Here is a 22,282-nt window from a genome sequence, read left to right as displayed (position 1 = left end):
AACATATTCATCACACCGTTCGTCACTTAATCTTTATTTGGGACATATGAGCTTATTGAGTTACGAAATTTATTAAAATTTTGTTTTATTTAAGACAAATGTTCACTTAAATAAAGAATAGCTTAACATATTGTGATTTATTATCCAATTAACTTTACGNTATAACTGGTACTTATATTTAGTATTGTTTAAACACAAATAAATCCCTCTTTTGCTATGAAAACACCTCTACTCTATTCATGTAAAAAATTTTCNGCACTACTAANTTTCGCATTCATATTTATGTTTCTAAATATGTTTCAAAACTTAAATGCACAAACACAAGTTTATGCAGACGNTGTTGTTTCACANAANAATGTATTAAACTCTAATAACGCCATAGCCGAAAACGGCTCTTTTGCAACATTAAACTCAAGTGGCGGCCTACTAGCTGGTGGCGGTGCATATACAGGTGAAATTGAATTAGAATTTTCAAGCACCATTCCCGCTAATACAACAACCTTTGTAAGAATAGATTTTGATAATGACCTCCTAAATGTATTATTAGGTGGAGCGTTGGGAGATTTACTTGCAGACACTGTAGGGACTATTGCTTTAGGTGATCATTTCTTTAATGTTGAAGCACGAGACAATGCNACCACAGTACTTAGTGNAAGNTCNGCTACAGGTGCGACAGATAGATTTAGAGTCGTTGTAGACCGNAATGGATATTTTTACATTGCNATTACTCCAGATGCAGATTACAANAGAGTTTATATTGAAGATGCAACAAGTACCTTATTATTAGGACAAGAAAATAGNATGAATGTNCACCACGCATTNTTCTATAATGAACTTGGCAATAACGTAACACCACTNTATTCAGATTTCGANGAAAGNGGNTTAGGATTAGATGTTGCCGATNTAGCAGATTCTGGTGTGGTAAACCCTCAATTTGCTATAGATAATAATAATAGCAGTTTTTCTGAAATNAGCTTAGGTACAGTGTCTTTNGGNGCTGGNATACAACAAAACATATATTTTGCAAGAGAATATTCAAATACAGATGAGTTTTCAATAACACTTAAATCTGAACCTGCACTGGTAGCTGTTGGCATTCAAAACAATGTTGTAATAACAGCATTAAATGATGGCGCAGAAGTGTTCTCCACGACATTAGGAGATGTATTAAATATAGATTTACTTGGACTTTTTGAAAATGGTGAAATTGTAACAGTACCATTTGCTCCAAATATTAATTTTGATGCTGTATCAATAAGCNTGTCTTCATTACAACCAGTTGGTGCTACTCAATCTATAAANATTTATGGTATATCAATCGCAGGTGAATTGTTGCCTGGCGAAGTTGACAATAGGGTTTTNGCAGACACCGTTAGTAATGAAAATAATGCAACAAACTCTGGAAGTGCCGTAGGAGACAATGGCAACTTCGCCGTACTTGAATCTTNTGGTGGTATAGCTGTAGGCATTGGAANTTATACTGGTGACATTGAGTTGCAGTATCCNGAAGTTGTNCCNGCTAATACAACCTCATATATNAGAATAGATTTTGATGACGATGTATTAAACTCCTTACTTGGTGGTAGTTTGGGAGATNTGCTTGCAGATATTGTAGGAACTATTGCNNTAGGTGATCATTTCTTTAATGTTGAAGCCAGAAATAATACTACAACTGTACTTTCTGAAAGCTCTTCAGACTTATCAACAGANAGGTTTAGAGTCGTTGTAGATGANTTCGGNTTTTTCTACATTGCTATTACACCAGATTCAGATTATGATAGGGTTTATATAGAGGACGTTACAAATGCACTATTATTAGGTGAAACAAATACAATGAATGTTCATCATGCATTCTATTATTCTTCTACTACACCTTGTGCTACAAATAACTTANTTACAGATTTTGATGATAGTGGNATTGGCTTAGACTTATTAGAACTACAAAACTCTGGTGTTACTAATCCTCAGTTTGCTATAGATGAAAATGACAGTAATTTTTCTCAGTTAAGCTTAGGTGTGGTATCTGTAGGTGCAGGTATTCAACAAAACATATATTTTTCTAAANATTATTCACCACAAAGTGAAATCTCAGTAAGGTTAAAAACAGATCCTTCTCTTTTAACTGTAGGCCTTGTAAACAATGTTGTTATTAGCGCATTAGATGATGGCACAGAAGTATTCTCTACAACTCTTTCAAGCGGTTTAGATGTAGACCTTTTAGGTCTTTTAAGTGATGGTGAAATTGTTGATGTTACATTTGCTCCAAACTTAACCTTTGATACAGTTACCGTAAGCCTTACNAGCNTAGAAGTAGTTACTGTAGCTCAAAGCCTAGATTTATATGGTGTATCTATTATAGATACTTCTATACCAGATGCAGATGCNGAGCAAACCTTCTGTTTGTTAGATGATCCTACCGTTGCAGANCTAGAAGTAAATTCTGGTCAAAACATNATTTGGTATGATGCTCCTGTTGGCGGAACAGCATACAGCACAACAGACCCATTAATAGATGGTGAAGTTTACTATGCTTCTCAAACAATTGATGGTTGTGAAAGTACTCTAAGAGCAGATGTNACTGTTACAGTAAACGATACTGCTACACCAACAACTACAGANCCTAATCAAGAATTTTGTATTCAAGANAACCCTACNGTAGCAGATTTACAGGTTAATGAGACTGGTGTAACTTGGTATGATATGGCAACNGGAGGCACGGCATTTAATNCTACAGATGCTTTANTAGATGGACAGTCTTATTTTGGAGCATTAACTGTTGATGGTTGTGACAGTACTACACGATTAGAAGTTATTGTAACAATAGCTAACACGCCACCACCAACAACTACAGAACCTAATCAAGAATTCTGTATTCAGGACAACCCTACTATTGCAGATATTCAGGTTAATGAAACTGGTGTTATTTGGTATGACATGGCAACTGGAGGAACAGCGTATGATTCAACAGATGCATTGACTAATGGACAAACGTATTACGCATCTCAAACTTTAAATAATTGCGAGAGTGCATCAAGATTAGCAGTAGTTGTTACAATTTTTGAAANTCCTANTCCTACCACAGATAACACTGAACAAGAATTCTGTTCTCAAGACGTTCCTACTATAGCAGATCTTATGGTTAACGAAGCAGACGTAACTTGGTACGATATGGCTACTGGTGGTACAGCTTATGATCCAACAGACGAGTTGGTTAATGGGCAATCTTATTTCGCCTCTATCTTAGCAGATAATTGCGAAAGTGCGACAAGGTTAGAAGTTGTGGCTACAATAAATACTACGCCACCACCAACTACAGATGATATTGCTCAAGAGTTCTGTATTCAAGATAACCCAACGGTATCAGACATAGATGTTAACGAGCCTGGAATCGTTTGGTATGATATGGAAACTGGAGGTACAGCATTGCCTGTNGATGAGCCTNTAGTTGATGGTGTAACTTACTATGCTTCACAAACTATAAATAATTGTGATAGCACATCTAGGTTAGCTGTACAAGTTGAAGTTATCGAAACTCCTACGCCAACTACAGATAATACCGATCAAGAATTCTGTATTCAAGATAATGCCACGATTGCAGATCTACAGGTAAATGAATCTAATGTAACNTGGTTTGACATGGCAACTGGAGGAACAGCATACGATCCTACAGANGNNTTAGTAGNTGGNCAATCTTATTACGCTTCANTAGTAGCAGATAATTGCGAAAGTGCTTCAAGGTTAGAAGTTTCAGTTTCAATCTTTGAAACTCAANCACCTACAACTAATGAAGCAATTCAAGAGTTTTGCAGTCAAGACAATCCAACGATTGCAGACCTACAAGTAAACGAGCCAAATATTACTTGGTATGATATGGCTACTGGCGGAACAGCCTATAATGCTACAGATGCATTGGTTGATGGACAAACATATTTTGCATCACAACTAAGTAATAATTGCGAAAGCGCAACACGTCTAGAAGTTACNGCAACTATTTACAGCACACCACCACCAACTACAACAGATAGTACACAAGATTTCTGTACTCAAGACAGTCCAACGGTTGGAGATATACAGGTTAATGAANCTAATGTGACTTGGTATGATATGGCGACAGGCGGAAACGCATTTAGTAATACTGCTAGTTTAATTAATGGTCAAACATATTATGGNTCAATAATAGAAAATGACTGCGAGAGCGTAACAAGGCTTGCTGTTACTGTTACTATTAATGATACACAAGCTCCTACAACGGTAGACTCTACACAAGACTTTTGTATACAAGACAATCCGACAATTGCAGACTTACAAGTAATAGGTACAGCTGTAATATGGTATGATATGCCAACTGGTGGNACAGCATTTAATAGTACAGATACTCTTGATGATAACACTATTTATTATGCCACACAAACACTAAATGGTTGTGAAAGTGAAGATCGTCTTGCNGTAAGTGTTTCAATATTTAATACACCACCACCAACTACTACTAACAGTACACAAGAATTTTGTATTTCAAATAACCCAACAGTTGCAGATTTACAAGTAAACGAAAGTAACGTTATATGGTATGATGCNCCAACAAACGGNACAGCGTTTAGTAATACAGCATCATTAATTAATGGTCAAGTTTACTATGGTTCACAAACCTTAAACGGCTGTGAAAGTGTGTCTCGATTAGCAGTAACAGTTATTATTCGAAACACAGCTCCACCAACTACTTTAAANAATATGCAAGAGTTTTGNATACAAGACAACCCAACTATTGCAGATTTACAAGTAAATGAAANTGATGTTATTTGGTATGATATGTCTTCAGGAGGAACTATTTTAAGTCCTAGTGAGCCTCTTATATCTGGTCAAACTTATTATGGTGCTCAAAACATTAATGGTTGTGAAAGCAACACCAGATTAGCTATTGGTGTTACAATATTTAACACACCACCACCAACTACTGCTAATGATACTCAAACATTCTGTGCAGCAAACAACCCTACAGTTGGAGACATACAAGTAAACGAATTAAATATTACTTGGTACAACTCGGCTGCAGGCACNACNCCATTAAATGACTCAGATGCCTTAGTTGATGGGCAAGTTTATTATGCATCGCAAACTTTAAATGGCTGCGAAAGTGTAACACGATTAGCGGTAACTACTAATATAACTAATACACCGCCACCAACTACAGTTAATGCCAACCAAGAGTTTTGTGAGGTTAACAATCCTACTATAGCAGATATAGAAATAAACGAAACTAACATTACTTGGTATGATATGCCAACAGGCGGAACAGCTTATAATTTAACAGATGCGCTTACAGATGGTTTTACTTACTATGCTAGCCAAACAGTAGATGGTTGTGAAAGCTCTACAAGNTTAGAAGTTAATGTATCAATNTTTAGTTCAGATTCTGCTACAATTACATCNAGTGCTTCAGGNGACGTTTGCCTTAATACTGTAATTACCTATACAACTGAGCCAGGAAACACAAATTATATGTGGGACTTTACTGGAGGAATGGTTGTTGCCGGCGGTGGTNTAGANGATAATACTATCGAAATACTTTGGGACACTCAAGATAACACTACTGTAAGTGTGTCTTATGATGCTNCAAATGCTTGTAGTTCTGGAGGACCAGTTACAATTAACGAGATAGTTTCTGTATGTGGAGATTTAGCAATTACAAAAACTGTAGATGAAACTTCTCCAACTATTGGTAGTGAAGTTACGTTTGTAATAAACGTTACTCATTCTGGACCAAATGATTTCTTTGATATTACAATTGATGAGGTACTTCCTTCTGGTTATGAGCTTATATCTTCTAATGCAACAGTAGGAACTTACACATCTGCAATTGGAGAATGGTTTATTCCTACTCTTATGACAAACCAAACTGCAAGCCTTACAATTACAGCAGAAGTTTTAGGTGACGGAGATTATTTAAATATTGCAACTATTGAATCTTCNACACCAGAAGACACTAACCCATCAAACAACTCTGCAGAAGCCAGTGTAGATCCATTATGTNTATTTGTTTATAGCCAGTTTTCTCCAAANGGAGATGGTATGAATGAAAACTTTACAATNTCTTGTATTGAAAGATTTCCAAATAATGAAATCCANATATTTAATAGATACGGAAGTTTAGTTTACAAAAAAGTAGGTTACAGAAATGATTGGGACGGCACAGCAAATGTAAGTAGTGTATCTAGTAATGGTGAACTACTCCCAGCAGGAACCTATTATTACGTTATAAAAATGAATGACCAGGAAGATAACCGTATGTCTGGATGGGTTTACCTAATCAAGTAATAAAACACCTCTTAATCGTTAATAATCAACTCCAATTCTATGAAAAATCGTAGTCAATTCAAGTCTTTTAATACAAAAGCTTCTGTGGGCTGTATTGTTTTGCTCGCAATCTTGTTTGGTTTTACCAACACAACATCTGCTCAACAAACACCTCAGTTTACACAATATATGTATAACACAATGAGTATTAATCCAGCCTATGCAGGTTCTTTACAAACATTAGATATTGTAGGAACCTATAGAGATCAATGGCGTGGAATAGATGGTGCTCCAGTTACTCAAAATTTAGGAATACANTCACCTTTAAGAAATGAAAAAGTGGGTGTAGGCCTNAACCTTACAAATGATAAATTAGGACCTGCCAAGCAATTTTTTGCAGATGCTAATTTCTCATATACCGTACAAGTTAATCCTACAGCAAAATTAGCTTTTGGNTTAAAAACAGGTGTCAGGATTTTTAATGTCGATTTTACAGAAGGTGATTTTGTAAACCCAAATGATCAATTAAATAACAATATAGACAACCGTGCAAGTGTGAATCTTGGAGGTGGTTTATACCTACACTCTAACAACTGGTATTTAGGCTTGTCTATTCCAGATTTCTTGTCTGATGATTTTTATGACGATAACGACGAAGCAGTTGCTGAGGAAGAAATACAATATTTTCTTATTGGTGGTTATGTNTTCGACTTTAGCCAAGATTTAAANTTTAAACCAGCATTTTTAGCTAAATATTTAGACGGCACACCTTTAGTGGTAGATGTTTCTGCAAANTTNTTATTGTATGACAGGCTTACATTAGGAGCTTCGTACAGGTTTGAAGATTCATTTAGTGGCGTTGTTGGTTTTGAAGTTTTAAAAGGATTTTTTGCGGGATACTCTTATGACGCATCTACAACAGAATTATCAAACTATAATGATGGTACACACGAACTTATATTAAGATATACTGCACCTCCAAAAATAGAAATAATCGAATCTCCTCGTTTCTTTTAAAACCCTGACAACATGAAAATATATATTACATTACTTATAGGTTTGTTTCTCTCGCTACCCAGCATGTCTCAATCTAGTTTAAAGAATGCAGACAAGTTATTTAAGACTCAGGCGTACACAAAGGCTGCAGAGGCTTATAAAGAGTTTCTAGCCGAATATGAAGGTGAAGTAGAAATACAAACACTTTTAAATGCTGGAGATGCAAATTATTTCATTTACAACACTTCAAAAGCAAAGCAATACTATCAAAGAGCTTTTAATAGAAAGCCAGATATTAAAGAGCCTTACATTTCTAGATACGTNAGGACATTAAGAAGCGAGGAAGATTATGAGTTTGCACATAAAGTAGCGCTCAAAGCCCTAAAAGAATCTAATGATGATGAANCTTTAAATACTTACAAAAAACAATATGATGCTTTTTTAGANTTATTAAATTCCGAAGAAGATTCAGAATATAGGTTGATGAATATATCTGCCAATTCAAAATATTCAGACTTTGCTCCNGTAATNTTTGGAGATAGTATTGTGTTTTCTTCATCACGTACCGGAAACTCTAAAGAATTATATTCTTGGAATGAACAGCCTTATTTAAGCCTTTATATAGCTACTAAAGGTGAAGATGGAGACTTGATAGATGCTAAACCATTCTCAAAATCAAGCAAAAGCGACTATCATGATGCAACACTAGCTATTATGCCAGACACCAATATTGTTTTCTTTGCTTCAAGTAACATCAATAAAAATAAATTAGTGTTAGATAGTGAGAGAGAAAATAACTTTAAACTTTATAGTGGCGAACTAAAAAATGGAGTCATAAAAAACAGGGAAGAANTAAACTTTAATAGTGATTCGTATTCAGTAGGGCATCCATCTATTAGTGATGACGGCAAGTATTTCTTCTTCGCATCAGATATGGAACAAGGCTATGGCGGTTCAGACATTTATTACTGTAAAATCACTCCAAGTGGTAAACTAACCACACCTAAAAATGCAGGCCCTGAAATTAATACTTCAGGAAATGATTTCTTTCCACATATGAAAGACGGTGTATTATACTTTGCTTCTAATGGCCATGTAGGTTTTGGAGGGTTGGATGTTTTTCAAATTGAATTTAATAGAGATACTGAAGATTTTACTANTCTTCAAAATTTAGGAAAAACTGTAAACACATCTTATGATGATTTTTCTATGGTGTTTAATACAGATGGAATGACTGGTTACCTTGCGTCTAACAGAACACAAGGTGTTGGTGATGATGATATTTATTATTTCACTAAAGAACCAATTCCTTGTGATCAAATCTTGTTTGGAAACATAAAAGACTTAAGAACTAAAGAAAATCTTGCAGAGGTAACTGTTACAGTTAAAGACAGCTTAAATGAAACTATTTCTATATTAAAGACTGATGCAGATGGAAATTATGAAATTAAATTACCTTGCCTTACCAAAGTTACCATACTTGCAGAAAAGGAAGATTATTTTGAACAAGAGAAAATTGGAGAAACAGGTGATGTAGATGGTGAGGAAAATGAATCTATAGATTTTGAGCTTGAGCGAGCTAAAGATATGATAGTAGTAGATGAAACTACAAAACAAGAAAAAATAGATTTAGAAACTATTTACTTTGATTTTGATAAAGCTGATATCACACCACAAGCTGCAGCTGTCTTAGACAAAGCCGTTAAGCTTATGAACTTTTATCCAGATATGGTTATTAATATTGAGTCTCATACAGACTCGAGAGGTTCTAAGAAATACAACTATAGCTTATCAGACCGAAGAGCAAAAGCCACACAACAATATATATACTCTCAAGGCATAGCAGAAGAACGTATTGTAAGTGCACAAGGTTACGGTGAGCAACGCCTTTTAAACGAATGTAAAGATGGCGTAAAATGTAGCGATGAAGAACACGATGTAAACAGACGATCAGATTTTATCATTTTAAAACGATAATNCTCAACCAGCAANTCTTAATTGATTACTAACACCTAAGGTTAAAACCTTAGGTGTTTTTTTNATGGATAAATATAAAAAACGTAAAAGCCCGAAGTCTTCACTTCGGGCTTACGCACTAATAGATACTAAGATGTAAGGTTTATCGTAATCGATCAACAGATTTTACGAGATTCTCGTCCCTCATTATGGCCTTATTCGCCAACACTAAAAAAACGATAGAAATAATCGGTAAGAGCATCCCAATGCCTTTCTCAGAGATATTCATCTCTCCAGGCACCCTTAGTGACCAATACACAAATAATCCTAGTAAAATAAAGTTTAATATTATATTTAAACGCCCCAATACAAATTGAAGCTTTCTATTTTTAAATGCTAATAAAGCAATAATTGCTAAAGCAGATGATCCTATATACATTCCAAATACAATTGGTTCATCTAAAGCTACAACTGCAGCACCTTCTGCATCTTTCCAAAGTGTTACAAAGAAAGGTAATGCACCACTAATTATGATGACTAAAAGTAAATAAACAGACTGTATTCGTTGTATCATTTAACAAATTATTGGCGTCAAAAATAAGGCTTATTTAACAAAATTGGGAGAAAATTTATAAATAATGTTGTATAATTGCATTAACCATTCGTAACCATTTCAATATAGGTTACTTAACACTTTCATAAACAACGTCCTTCTTCTGGACAATTTTCACCCCATTAATTCTAAAACATTACATGTTAGACATTAACGCATTAAAAGCCAAGAAATTACCTGAATTACAGGAAATGGCTAAAACACTTGAAGTTCCTAAATACAGAAGCTTAAAAAAATTAGACTTAGTATATCAAATCTTAGATTACCAAGCAGCAAACCCTCACAAAGTAAAAGAGGTTTTAAGTGACGATAAACAAAGTGATTCTCAAAAGACAAATTCTGAGACCACAAAGAAATCATCGGACTCTAAACCAAAGCAAGCTACTACAAAGGATTCTTCTACTAAAGCAGAGCAAAAAACTAAACCAGCTAGGGCTCCAAGAGCTAATCAAAAAAACNCTAGGCCCAAGCCTGNAAAAGGGGCAACGNCTAGTCAAGAAGACAAAAAACAAAAGCCTATAGCAAAAGAATCTAAAGAGACTAAACCAGCTCCTGCAAACAAGAGACCAAATCCTAAGGCACAGCAAAACTCTAACAGTAGTAAGACAGATAATCGCTCAAATAACGATACTAAGTCTTCTAATGATAACCGTCATCCTAAAAGTGATAATAGAAATAACTCNAAGAATGACAATCGCAACAGTAAGCAAAATAATAAAGGCAACAGAGACACCAGAAACCGCTATAAAGAACCAGACTATGAGTTTGATGCGATTATAGAGAGTGAAGGTGTTTTAGACATGATGCAAGATGGCTATGGCTTCTTAAGATCTTCAGACTATAACTATCTTTCGTCNCCAGATGATATATATGTATCTCAATCTCAAGTTAGACTTTTTGGTTTAAAAACTGGAGATACCGTACATGGACAAGTTAGACCTCCAAAAGAGGGCGAGAAATACTTTCCANTAATTAAAATTAATAAAATTAATGGNTTAAANCCTAGCGTAGTAAGAGATCGAGTTTCTTTTGAACACTTAACTCCATTATTTCCGCAAGAAAAATTTAACCTTGCAGAACGCCAGAGCACAATTTCAACCCGAATTATAGATTTATTCTCACCTATTGGTAAAGGACAACGTGGTATGATTGTTTCCCAGCCTAAAACTGGTAAAACAATGCTTTTAAAAGATGTTGCAAATGCAATTGCAGCAAATCATCCAGAAGTTTATCAGATCATCCTATTAATAGATGAAAGACCTGAAGAGGTTACAGACATGCAGCGCAATGTAAAAGGAGAGGTAGTAGCCTCTACTTTTGATAAAGAAGCACATGAACACGTAAGAGTTGCAAACATTGTATTAGAAAAAGCTAAGCGCTTGGTAGAATGTGGCCACGATGTGGTTATATTATTAGATTCTATTACACGTTTAGCGAGAGCATACAATACAGTACAACCTGCTAGTGGTAAAGTACTAAGTGGTGGTGTAGATGCTAATGCACTACACAAACCAAAACGTTTCTTTGGTGCTGCAAGAAATATTGAAGGAGGCGGATCTTTATCTATTATCGCCACGGCGCTTACAGATACAGGCTCTAAAATGGACGAAGTAATATTTGAAGAGTTTAAAGGAACAGGAAATATGGAACTTCAACTAGATAGAAAGATCGCTAATAGAAGAATTTTCCCTGCTATTGATCTTACTTCTTCTAGCACTCGTCGTGACGACCTGCTTTTAGATGAAAAGACTATACAACGCATGTGGATTATGCGAAAATACTTAGCAGATATGAACCCTGTTGAAGCTATGGAATTTATAAACGATAGATTTAAGCAAACTAAGAACAATGAAGAGTTCTTAATTTCAATGAATGGCTAAAAGCTAAATATAACAAACAACTAAAGCGCCTTCTTTAAATAGAAGGCGCTTTTTTATTTGAATTTATAACACAAAAAACTTCTCGATGTTATCGAGAAGTTTAATATTGTTAAGAGTTAGCTTTGTATTATAAAGCCGCTACGTGCTTTGCTAACTGAGATTTTAAGTGACCAGCTTTGTTACTATGAATAACATTATTTTTAGCCAACTTATCAATCATAGAGTTTACAGAAGGAAGTAATTTTGTTGCCTCTTCCTTATCTGCCTCTTTCAACTTCTTGATAGCATTACGCGTTGTTTTGTGTTGGTAACGGTTTCTAAGACGTTTAGTCTCACTGTTACGAATTCTTTTTAACGCTGACTTATGATTTGCCATAATTTCTGTTTGTTAACTTATAGTAGTCCGTAGGGGAATCGAACCCCTGTTACATGGATGAAAACCATGCGTCCTAACCCCTAGACGAACGGACCGTAATTATTATTTAATTGTCTTAAGAATATAAGAATAATATTATACACTCTTAAAACTTTAGTAGTCCGTAGGGGAATCGAACCCCTGTTACATGGATGAAAACCATGCGTCCTAACCCCTAGACGAACGGACCAGTTTTGCTAATTAGCGGATGCAAAAATACAACTATTTTTTAAAGTCACAAACATTGATTTAATTTTTTTAATATGCTTTTGCAAATAATACACGTTGAGAAGATGGCTTGCCGGTTAGCACGCATATTCCTTCTTCTTTTTTACCATCAAATGGTATACAACGTATTGTTGCTTTTGTGTATTCTTTAATTCTATCTTCTGTTTCTGTTGTACCATCCCAATGTGCACTTATAAAGCCACCTTTGTTTTTTAATACTTTTTTAAATTCTTTAAAATCATCAACTTCGGTAATATGATCATTCCTAAAATCTAGTGCTTTTTTCAACAGAGTATCTTGAATTTCTGTCATTAGCCCTTTTGCTTTAGCAACTACATCCTCTCTTTTTACAAACTCCTTCGTTAAAGTATCTCTTCGAGCAAGCTCGACAGTACCATTTTCTAGATCCTTAGGTCCTATTGCAATTCTTAAAGGTACTCCTTGTAATTCGTATTGAGCAAATTTCCAACCCGGCTTATGTGTGTCCCTACCATCAAATTTCACAGAAATACCTACAGCTCTTAATTCTTCAGTTAACAATTTAGCTTCTTCTGAAATAGCATTAAACTGCTCATCATTTCTATAAATAGGCACAATTACAACTTGAATTGGCGCTAAATTAGGAGGTAATACTAACCCTTTATCATCTGAATGAGTCATTATTAATGCCCCCATAAGTCGTGTTGAAACTCCCCACGATGTAGCCCAAACGTATTCTTGCTTCCCTTCTTTCGAGGTAAATTTAACATCAAAAGCTTCAGCAAAATTTTGCCCTAAAAAATGTGACGTTCCAGCCTGTAAAGCTTTTCCATCTTGCATTAAAGCTTCAATACAATAGGTTTCAACTGCACCCGCAAATCTTTCACTTTCTGTCTTTGCTCCCTTTATAACTGGTATAGCCATAAAATTTTCTACAAATTCAGCATAAATATTATTCATTTGCTCTGTTTCAGCAAGAGCCTCTTCTCTTGTAGCGTGTGCCGTATGACCTTCTTGCCATAAAAATTCTGCTGTCCTTAAAAACAAACGGGTTCTCATTTCCCATCTAACAACATTTGCCCATTGATTAATTAATAAAGGAAGATCTCTATAGGACTGGATCCAACCTTTATAGGTGTTCCAGATTATTGCTTCTGAAGTTGGTCTTACAACCAACTCTTCTTCTAGTTTAGCTTCAGGATCTACTATTAGTTTTCCAGGGTTATCCTCATCGGTTTTTAGCCTGTAGTGGGTAACAACAGCACACTCTTTTGCAAAACCTTCTGCATTCTTCTCTTCTGCCTCAAATAAACTTTTAGGTACAAATAGAGGGAAATACGCATTTTGATGACCCGTTTCCTTAAAACGTTTATCTAATTGAGCCTGCATTTTTTCCCATATAGCATAACCGTATGGTTTTATTACCATACAACCTCTTACAGCCGAGTTTTCAGCCAAGTCTGCCTGTACAACTAACTCGTTATACCATTTGGAATAATCCTCATTTCTAGACGTTAAGTTCTTTCCCATTTTGTAATTTTGGCACAAATCTTGTGACTAACTAGTTAAAAATAGCTTAGCGCAAAACTAACTATTTTTATAACGTTCAACAATTAATACCATCAAGTTATGCGAGTTATTACATCTTTATTATNTACACATAAATTAGCANTTATGCTAGTTGCGACAATAACACTTGTTTCTTGTGGTTCTTATGAATACGTTGGTAGCAATAACGACGGAATTTATGGCACAAGTACTGGTGAAGAATATTATGAGGAAGTTCCTCAAGGTTCTGACAACTACTATGCTAACCTATTTGCTGAAAAATCTTATCAATATGAAAGNGTTCCTGAAGAGAATGCAATTTTCACAGATATTGAATCCTATTCTTCTAATTCAAATTATGAAGGAGATGAAATTTACGACGACACCACATATAATGGTGGTTACGGTTCNTGGGGAGACAACGCTTCTACAGTATCAATAAATTACTATAACTCTGGGTTCTATAACCCATACGCATATGGTGGTTTTTATGGATACGGAGGTTTTTACGGAAGAGGCTTTGGTTACGGTTTCTTTGGCAACCCATATTTCTACGGTGGATTTAGCCCTTATTATGCAGGGTTTTACAGTCCTTATTNTGGGTTTAATAATTATCCTTACTATTATGGAAATAATTANTATACTACCAACGGAATCGCCTATTCTAATGGCAGAAGGTCTGCATACACTAATTATGTGAACAGAACTAATCAAAACGGAAATTACACAAGAAGCAACTCTAACAGAATAAGCAGAAGTAACAATGTTAATGCTAACAGAAGTTCTTCCAACACAAGAGTTAGAAGTAACTCAACAAGGGTTAGGCGTTCAAGTTCTAGCAACAATGTAAGAACTAGATCTACTTCACCACAACGTAGAGTTACTCCTTCTAGTAGATCAACAACAAGATCATCTTCNACCATTAGAAGATCATCNGGTAGTACAAGAAGCTCAGGGTCTGGCTCAACTATTAGACGTTCTTCAAGTAGTAGCTCATCTGGAGTAAGACGTTCTTCTGGCGGAANCTCAAGAAGAGGTGGTGGAAGATAAAATTTAAAAAACTTATTTATTATGAAAAAGATATTTATTACAATGGCGGTATGTATTACCGCCATTTCTATGAAAGCTCAAGACGTCTCAGACGCAGTATTATTTAGCTCTGAAAATGTTACAGGAACTGCAAGATACAGAGCAATGAGTGGAGCCTTTGGAGCTTTAGGTGGAGACTTATCTGCGATAGGGAACAATCCAGCAAGTTCTGCAGTATTTCTTAATAGTACAGCTTCTCTTTCTATTAGTGGTTATACTNTATCTAATGATAGTTTTTATGGAGATGGCTTAGCAATAAATGATGATACATCTGGAAAATTAAATCAACTTGGCGGTGTATTTGTATTTAATAACAGAGATGAAAATGCAGCCTTTAAAAAATTCACTTTAGGNTTAAATTATAATTTAACTCAAAATCTAGATGATGAGTATTTTGCCTTTGGAGAAACTCAAAATTCTATTGATCAATTTTTTCTTGAAAATGCTCAAGGGATTCCTTTAGATCTCTTGCAATTACAAGATGGCGAAAGCATATCTAGCTTATATTCATTTTTAGGCGAAACACAAGNCTATGCTGCACAACAAGCCTTTTTAGGATTTCAAGGTTTTATTATTGATCCCGAGATGGACGATCCAGATAATACTNCCTATATATCTAATCTAACAAACGGCAATTTCTTACAAGATTACGCTTACCGATCAAATGGTTTAAATGGAAAATTCTCTATAAATGGTGGTGCACAGATAAATGATGACTTATACCTAGGTGTAAATTTAAATACACATTTTATAGATTATGAAAGACAAACAGTATTATTTGAAACTAATAATAATTCTGGCAGTGGTATTAATGAAATTTTCTTTGAAAATAANTTGAGAACATTTGGGAANGGCTTTTCAGCCCAAGTAGGAGGNATTTATAAAGTTTCANCTATGTTTCGATTAGGNTTAAGTCTTGAAACACCGACTTGGTATAACATTTCTGAAGAAACAACTCAATATTTAGATACTTTTAGTAACGATGAAGGTTCTGCTGTTGTAAATCCAAATGTTATAAATATTTATCCTGAATATAATTTTAAAACTCCAGGAAAATATACTCTAAGTGGCGCTATATTATTTGGCAAACAAGGATTAATTAGTTTAGACTACTCATACAAAGACTATTCTAACACTGAATTTGACTCACAGTTTAATAGCAGCAATACATTTGCAGATTTAAACAACAATATAAAAAACACACTTCAAGGAGCAACTTCCATAAATATTGGAGGAGAATATAGAATAAGAGAATGGAGTTTGAGAGGTGGTTTTCGCTACCAAGAAAGTCCATATAAAGATGAAACTACAATAGGTGACCTAAAAGGGTATTCAGCAGGTTTTGGTTATGATTTTGGAAATATAAAGTTAGGTTTAGCCTATGATATATATGAGCAAGACAGATCTCCTCAACTTTATAGTATTGGTTTAACAAATAGGGCTAATATAGACACTACGAATTCAAGTTTTACAGCAACACTAAGTTTTGGCTTATAAAACAATCTTTTCTCNAAAAAAAAGGCTTCAATANTATTGAAGCCTTTTTTTTGTATCTATATACTTATATTATTATCGTTTCAATGTAAAGTTAGCTCTGAACTCCTGTATGGATCCGTCAGCCGGCTCCACGAACTCGACGCTGAACCAGTAGTCGTCGCTAGGAAGCACACGACCGTTGAAGGTCCCGTCCCATCCGTTGCCCGTTGGACTCAACTGCTTGAGCAGCTTCCCATAGCGGTCAAAGATATAAATTTTAGCCGCAGGTTGCCCATCTATCCCTATGATATTCCAAGTGTCGTTGTAGCCGTCTCCATTAGGGGTGAAGAACCTCGGGTAGTCTATGATCCCGAATGGGTCACCGACCTCGCCGCAGCCTTCCACATCCACNGCATAGCCTANATGGCTNCCAGGACCCACACCAGTGAACACGTTGGAGGTCTGCAGCGGACCGTCATCTATCCTGTAGAGGTAATCCTCCAATGGTANTGGTTGCCCGTCCTGACCCAANGGTGTCACCGTCACCGTATACTCCGCCTCCTCGTTGAACGAGGTCTCCGTCACACTGGCATTGGCCGCGAACGGCGCAGAGCTTGGCGTGAAGGTCACCGTATAAGGATTGCCGTTCTCATCAAGACCGTTCTCACAGCTAGGCATTCCCGAGACCGGATCATTAACCCTGGTGATCACCACACTGTAGGTGGTGGCCTGTGTAAGGCTGGTCACCGTATAGATCGCATCCTCGTTGCCGTCGCCATCTGCATCAATATTGTCAGGCGTCCAGTCATAGGTATACTCAAGTCCGTCTGTCGCACCAAGGTCATAACCGATATCAAACGGAGAGAGCACATTGCCCTGAGCGTCCGTACACACGATATCGCCCTGAGGCATCTGAAGCGCAGCCGGAAGTACCGGAAGCGACTGTACCACAAGGTCGAACTCCACCGTACCGTCACTGCGGCAGCCCGTCACCGGGTTGAACAGCTCGGCGATGATCGTCTGGGGATTTACCGTATTGGTATACATCACNGCATCCGCAGCATCTATCTCGATACCTGCATCATAGTCCGCCTGGCTTGCATAGTACACAACCTCGGTGTCAGGATTCATCGATCCGTCTATCTGCCCGTCCCTAACCGTGAGGTCGAACATCGTGGAGGTGTCCTGGTCCATGGCGCTGTCTGCACACAGGAAGATATCATCCACATCTCCCATCACGAACTCCGGCTGCGTGTCCACCGTTATGGTCAGCTCCGCGAGGTTGTCGCTGTTGTAGCACTGTGTCATCGTCGTNTTGTCNACNACCCTGATATATACAGGATTGTTCACNGCCTCGCTGAACAGGAAGCCGTCAGGGATCGCATTGACACCCATGTCTGCCTCTGCCTGCGTGAAGTGATAGGTCACCGTGAAGTCTGCTATAGGTGTTGCCAACAGGTCTGGAACAAGGTTGTTGGTCACCTCCTGTGCATCGAAGGCCGTAACGCCCGGCGTGGTATCCTCAGGCTCGCAGAGTGCTGCCGTGTAGGACGTGTCCGTAAGTACTGGATTGGCGTTGACCACCACCTCGAAGCTTACAAGAACAGAGCAGGTATTGTTCTGGTTACCGTTCTCCACGCGTACCCATATCGTGCGCGTCACTGTATTGTATGCCGTCTCCTCTGCTGCAGGGATGGCGTTGATGTTGTCAAGGGCATCCTGCTCACTCAGGTGGTATGTCAAATCGACGTTCTCTCCCATCGCGATCACATCCCCACTTGCCGTAAGGTCGAAGTCAGCCATGGTGTCGATAATTCCGTCGCTGTCATCACAGGATTCCTGGTCAAGCTCTCCGTTCTCGTTGGTACTGCTAGGTGATGGTAACGGCAATACCGTAAGGGTCATCGTCGTGGTATCGGAGCATTGCCCCATCGTGGCCGTGTCCACAACCTCAACGAAGATCGTCTGGTTGTTCTGCGTATTCTCATACATCGCAGGATCCGCTATAGGATTGTCATTGTCCAGGTCTGCCTGGCTCTCGTAGTAGTATACCTCTATGTTCGACAGTACCGGGCTCTGACCGGTGATCTCCTCGTCCTTCACCGTAAGGTCGAAGGTCGTGATCGCAGGGTCGTCATAGTCGTCATTACAGATTCTGAGTGCCGTAGGGGCATTCACCACGGGAAGGGCCTCAACCGTGATCTCGAAGCTGCCTACCGTCACACACTGGGTATCATCGCCCTCAAGGCGTATCCAGATGGTCTGAGGGTTGGTCTGGTTCTCGTACATCTGTGGCATCGAGATCGGCATCGTGCCGTCCTCAGCCTCTGTCTCNCTCTCATGGTAGCTCACCGTCACATCCGGCTGGGTCGTGCCCAACGCATTAGGGGTGTTCTGGGTAAGGTCGAAGATCGCCTCGCCGTCCCCGTCGTCGTCACACTGGAATAGGTCATCCAGGCTCTCGATCTCAGGTGAGGCCGTCACGATCAGGTCAAGCTGGCGGATGGTCGTACAGCCAGTGATGTCATTCTCCGCTCGTATGTAGATATCATCGACGTTGGCCTCCGTGTTCTGGTAGGGCTGCGTCGTATCGATCGCATCGGTGCCCATCTCCGCCTCGGCCATCGTCTCGTGGTAGGTGATGCTCACATCAGGCTCGTTGTTCAGTATCGTCATCGTCTGGCTCTCAAGGTCGAACTCCTCCACGCCGTCATTGTCGATGTCGCAGAGCTCATACTCGAAGATCATATCGGCAATGCTCGGATTCGGGTTTACCACAAGGGTCAATGTCGTGAAGTTCTCACACCCGAACTCATCCTCGACCCTCACCTCCAGGGTCTGAGGGTTTGCTATGTTAACATAGCTCTCAGGGTCTGCGATAGGGTTGCCAGGGATGTCCGCCGTGGTCTCGTAATAGAAGATGTCCACATTGGCNTCGCCGTTGATCACCNTGTCCATCGTCGTCAGGTCGAACGTCGCGACCTCATCCTCGGTGTCCACGCCGGTCTCGTCATCACACACCTCAAGCTCCTCAGGCTGGTTCGCAGCCGGAAGGTCACGTACCCTGAGCTCAAGCTCTACGATGTTGTTGCAGTCGGCCATGTTCGATGGGTCCGTCACCCGGACGTAGATCGTCTGNGGGTTGCCCTGATTCGTATATGCCGTCGGGTTGCCGATGGCTCCCATATTGTCCATCGCCTGCATAAGTGTCTCGTGGTAGGTGATGTCGTAGAGTGCAGGGTCAAGACCGTCAAGGATCTGCATCTCTGCCTGCGTCAGGTCGAAGACCTCCTCGCCGTCACTGCCTAGATCACAAAGCACCAGCGGGTCTGGTGTCTCGAGAAGAGGACTGTCATAAACGATCAGCTCAAGCTCGGTGAAAAGAACGCAGCCGTTGATGTCNTCCTCCACGCGAACATAAACCGTCTGGGTGTCCTCCATCACATTGCCNTAGGGACTCGAAAGGTCATTGACACCANTNATGGCNTCGCTCTGGGTTGGGTGGAACGTCACAACAAGGTCAGGGTTGCCGAGGGCTATGCCGTTGCTCGTGCTGTCAAGGTCGAACTCGGAGAAACCGTCGTTGTCCGTGTCACACACCTCCAAAGGCTCTGGATCCTGGATAGGTGCGCTTGGGGTAGCTTCAATTTGGAATGTCCCTGTTTCATAACAATCTGTACTTCCATCACTTTCAATACGNACATATATGGTTTGAGGATTGATAGTATTAGTATACATGGTCGGGTCTGNTATACTNGNNTCATTTGTATCCGCNCCTNCTTGTGNATCGTGATANGTTATTGAATAATCTAAACTNTTTTGATTATCTAAAGCATTATCATCATTCTCTGTAAGATTAAAAAGTGCTGTACCTCCACTTCCTTGATCACACNCAAATAAATCTTCTAAAACACCAATAGTAACTTGAAAAAACGAAAGTATAAATGTTGNTGTTTCATAACAGTCTGTGTTATCGTTATTTTCTATCCTTACGAAGATTGTTTGTGGATTTTCTGTATTTGAATAGGTATTTGAATCTGTTATAGNGTTCTCTCCCATATCTGCATCTACCTGCGTTTCATGATATGTTACCGTAAATTGGNTAGGATCTTGACTCCCTAAAACAATAGGTGTATTACTTTCAAGATTAAAATCACCATTACCAGTACCATCATCACATAGTTCTAAGTCTTGAGGTTGTGATGCAATTATTGGCTGTTGAAAAAATTGAATTTGAAAACTTCCAGATTCGTAACAGGTCTGATTAGTATTATTTTCTACTCTTACAAATATAGTTTCGGTGGAGACAGTGCTATTATAATTTGGACCTATAGGGTTATCTCCTGTATCTGCATCTGCTTGAGTATTATGATATGAAACTGTAAATTCATTAGGGTCTTGACCATCTAAAGCATTATCATCATTAACTGACAAGTCAAAAATAACAGTACCATTATTATCAGTATCACATTCTATTAAATCATCTAACTCTCCTATTGATACAAAGAATGATTGAATTTCAAATTGAGCTGTATCAAAACAGCTTTCTGTTGCTGCATCTTCAATTCTCACAAAAATAGTTTGTGGATTCNCTGTTGGTGGATACATATCTGGATTTGGTATTGGCGCCATATCCATTTCTGCATTTTCCATCGTCTCATGATATGAAACATTAAACATGGTAGCATCTTGACCTCCTAAAACATCATCATCATTTTCAGTAAGATTNAATACCACAGGTGTTACTCCATCATCACAAAGTTGTATATCTTGAGGTGCGTTAGCTACTGGTTGTGGAGCGAATTCAATTAAAACATCGTCTGTAGCAACACAATTAACATTATACTCTACTTCGACTGTATATACACCTTCTTCNGTAACAACTAAAACAGGGTCTGTTTCATCTGGAATTAAAACTCCATCTTGATACCAAGCAAAACTTATTGCATTAGCAGAGCTTTCAGAAACATCAAGTGTTACTGTTTGATCATTACAGGATGCCGTACCTGCTTCAATTGTAATATCATCTCCCAAGTTGGCTCCTAAATTAAANCTTCCGCCTTCTAAAAAAACTGCTGAATCATAAACACCATCTCTATCATCTGCAATTACTAACTTCATTCTATAAGTTTCACCAGGATTTACATTTCCCGTAGCACTAATTACAGTTGTTTGCCCTATAAACTCNGTAGGAGATGTTGCNGCAGCTGCACCAGTATTATATTGTCCAAAAAACTCTTCGTTTTGTGGCCCACAACTTCCAGGGACATCTGGATGAACATTTGTTACAGATACTATGTTATTAGGAGGCGCCACTCCTGGCAATACTGCCAAATTCTGTACATTACCTTCAGAATCTGTTAACAAGAATGCAAATGCATCTGTATATGTACATTGAAAACCTCCGTCGTATTCTTCTGATGCAAACACGAAGTTGAATGATATCTCGTTTACAAAAGGAACAAAATCAAAAGAAATGAATGTTCTATCTTGCCTAGCATCTGTTGTTGGGACNGCAAGATCTAAATCTNNATCTGCAGGAGCATCTGTATTTTGACTACCAAAACCACCNGTATCATTAGGNCCAACGGCTGCTGTTGCAGATCCTGTACTTAGAACTATTCCTTCAGCAAAAGGAAAATCTGATCCGTTACCATCAAAATACCCTATACCGTTAAAGACTGTACCTGTTCCTGAATTAAAGTTTGAAACATTTGCACAAGATCCAGATATAAGTACATCTTCAACCAATTCTTGAACGGACATACTATCATCCACTGTTATAAACTGGGAATGAACACTTGATGTGAA

The 22,282-nt window shown here is 38.2% G+C and carries 9 protein-coding genes and 2 tRNA genes; 5 read left to right on the top strand and 6 right to left on the bottom strand.

Translation table 11 applies throughout. The annotated features are described in order from the left end of the window. Window positions 1–216: 216 nt before the first annotated feature. From CL818_RS00460 to CL818_RS00450, 3 genes are all read left to right on the top strand, one after another. Window positions 217–6,312, top strand: coding sequence for an Ig-like domain-containing protein (locus CL818_RS00460; protein WP_502692184.1), 6,096 nt, complete (start codon window positions 217–219; stop codon window positions 6,310–6,312). Between the two features lie 39 nt (window positions 6,313–6,351). Further along, the gene (locus CL818_RS00455) at window positions 6,352–7,308 is read left to right on the top strand and encodes a PorP/SprF family type IX secretion system membrane protein (protein WP_286971100.1); all 957 of its coding nucleotides are present in this window, start codon (window positions 6,352–6,354) and stop codon (window positions 7,306–7,308) included. A 12-nt stretch (window positions 7,309–7,320) separates the two neighbouring features. Beyond that, window positions 7,321–9,264: an OmpA family protein gene (locus CL818_RS00450; protein WP_286971098.1), complete on the top strand. Its 1,944-nt coding sequence runs from the start codon at window positions 7,321–7,323 to the stop codon at window positions 9,262–9,264. Between the two features lie 142 nt (window positions 9,265–9,406). On the opposite strand, the gene CL818_RS00445 is transcribed toward CL818_RS00450, so the two are convergent. After that, a complete protein-coding gene (locus CL818_RS00445) occupies window positions 9,407–9,817 on the bottom strand; it encodes a DUF4293 domain-containing protein (protein WP_219360444.1) in 411 nt (136 codons plus the stop codon). Window positions 9,818–9,996: 179 nt separating this feature from the next. Between CL818_RS00445 and rho the strand changes: the two genes are divergently transcribed. After that, a complete protein-coding gene (gene rho, locus CL818_RS00440; protein ID WP_286971095.1) occupies window positions 9,997–11,736 on the top strand; it encodes a transcription termination factor Rho in 1,740 nt (579 codons plus the stop codon). Window positions 11,737–11,863: 127 nt separating this feature from the next. On the opposite strand, the gene rpsT is transcribed toward rho, so the two are convergent. The 4 genes from rpsT to proS all read right to left on the bottom strand — a co-directional run bounded on the left by rpsT (window position 11,864) and on the right by proS (window position 13,888). Next, a complete protein-coding gene (gene rpsT, locus CL818_RS00435; RefSeq protein WP_013185979.1) occupies window positions 11,864–12,112 on the bottom strand; it encodes a 30S ribosomal protein S20 in 249 nt (82 codons plus the stop codon). 23 nt (window positions 12,113–12,135) lie between these two features. Continuing rightward, window positions 12,136–12,207, bottom strand: a tRNA-Glu gene (locus CL818_RS00430). Window positions 12,208–12,269: 62 nt separating this feature from the next. Further along, window positions 12,270–12,341: transfer RNA gene (locus tag CL818_RS00425), tRNA-Glu, on the bottom strand. Window positions 12,342–12,409: 68 nt separating this feature from the next. Beyond that, window positions 12,410–13,888 (bottom strand): proline--tRNA ligase, encoded by a 1,479-nt coding sequence (gene proS / locus CL818_RS00420; protein ID WP_272973261.1) that lies wholly within the window; start codon window positions 13,886–13,888, stop codon window positions 12,410–12,412. Between the two features lie 1,089 nt (window positions 13,889–14,977). Here proS and CL818_RS00415 point away from each other — a divergent pair. Then, the gene (locus CL818_RS00415) at window positions 14,978–16,492 is read left to right on the top strand and encodes an OmpP1/FadL family transporter (protein ID WP_286971092.1); all 1,515 of its coding nucleotides are present in this window, start codon (window positions 14,978–14,980) and stop codon (window positions 16,490–16,492) included. 72 nt (window positions 16,493–16,564) lie between these two features. Here CL818_RS00415 and CL818_RS00410 read toward each other — a convergent pair whose 3' ends face one another. Further along, on the bottom strand, window positions 16,565–22,237 hold the full coding sequence (locus CL818_RS00410; protein WP_286971090.1) for a T9SS type B sorting domain-containing protein: 5,673 nt from the start codon (window positions 22,235–22,237) through the stop codon (window positions 16,565–16,567). Between the last annotated feature and the right edge of the window lie 45 nt (window positions 22,238–22,282).

Origin of the sequence: Croceibacter sp., assembly GCF_002716225.1 — a bacterium.
Lineage (GTDB): Bacteria > Bacteroidota > Bacteroidia > Flavobacteriales > Flavobacteriaceae > Croceibacter > Croceibacter atlanticus.
The sequence above is the reverse complement of the archived record's forward strand: the minus strand, read 5'-3'. Positions and strand labels throughout refer to the sequence as shown.

Bases quoted from the DNA above. Each gene is read 5' to 3' on its own strand.
- CL818_RS00445 (WP_219360444.1), bottom strand. From the start codon at position 9,817: ATGATACAACGAATACAGTCTGTTTATTTACTTTTAGTCATCATAATT.
- rpsT (WP_013185979.1), bottom strand. From the start codon at position 12,112: ATGGCAAATCATAAGTCAGCGTTAAAAAGAATTCGTAACAGTGAGACT.
- proS (WP_272973261.1), bottom strand. From the start codon at position 13,888: ATGGGAAAGAACTTAACGTCTAGAAATGAGGATTATTCCAAATGGTAT.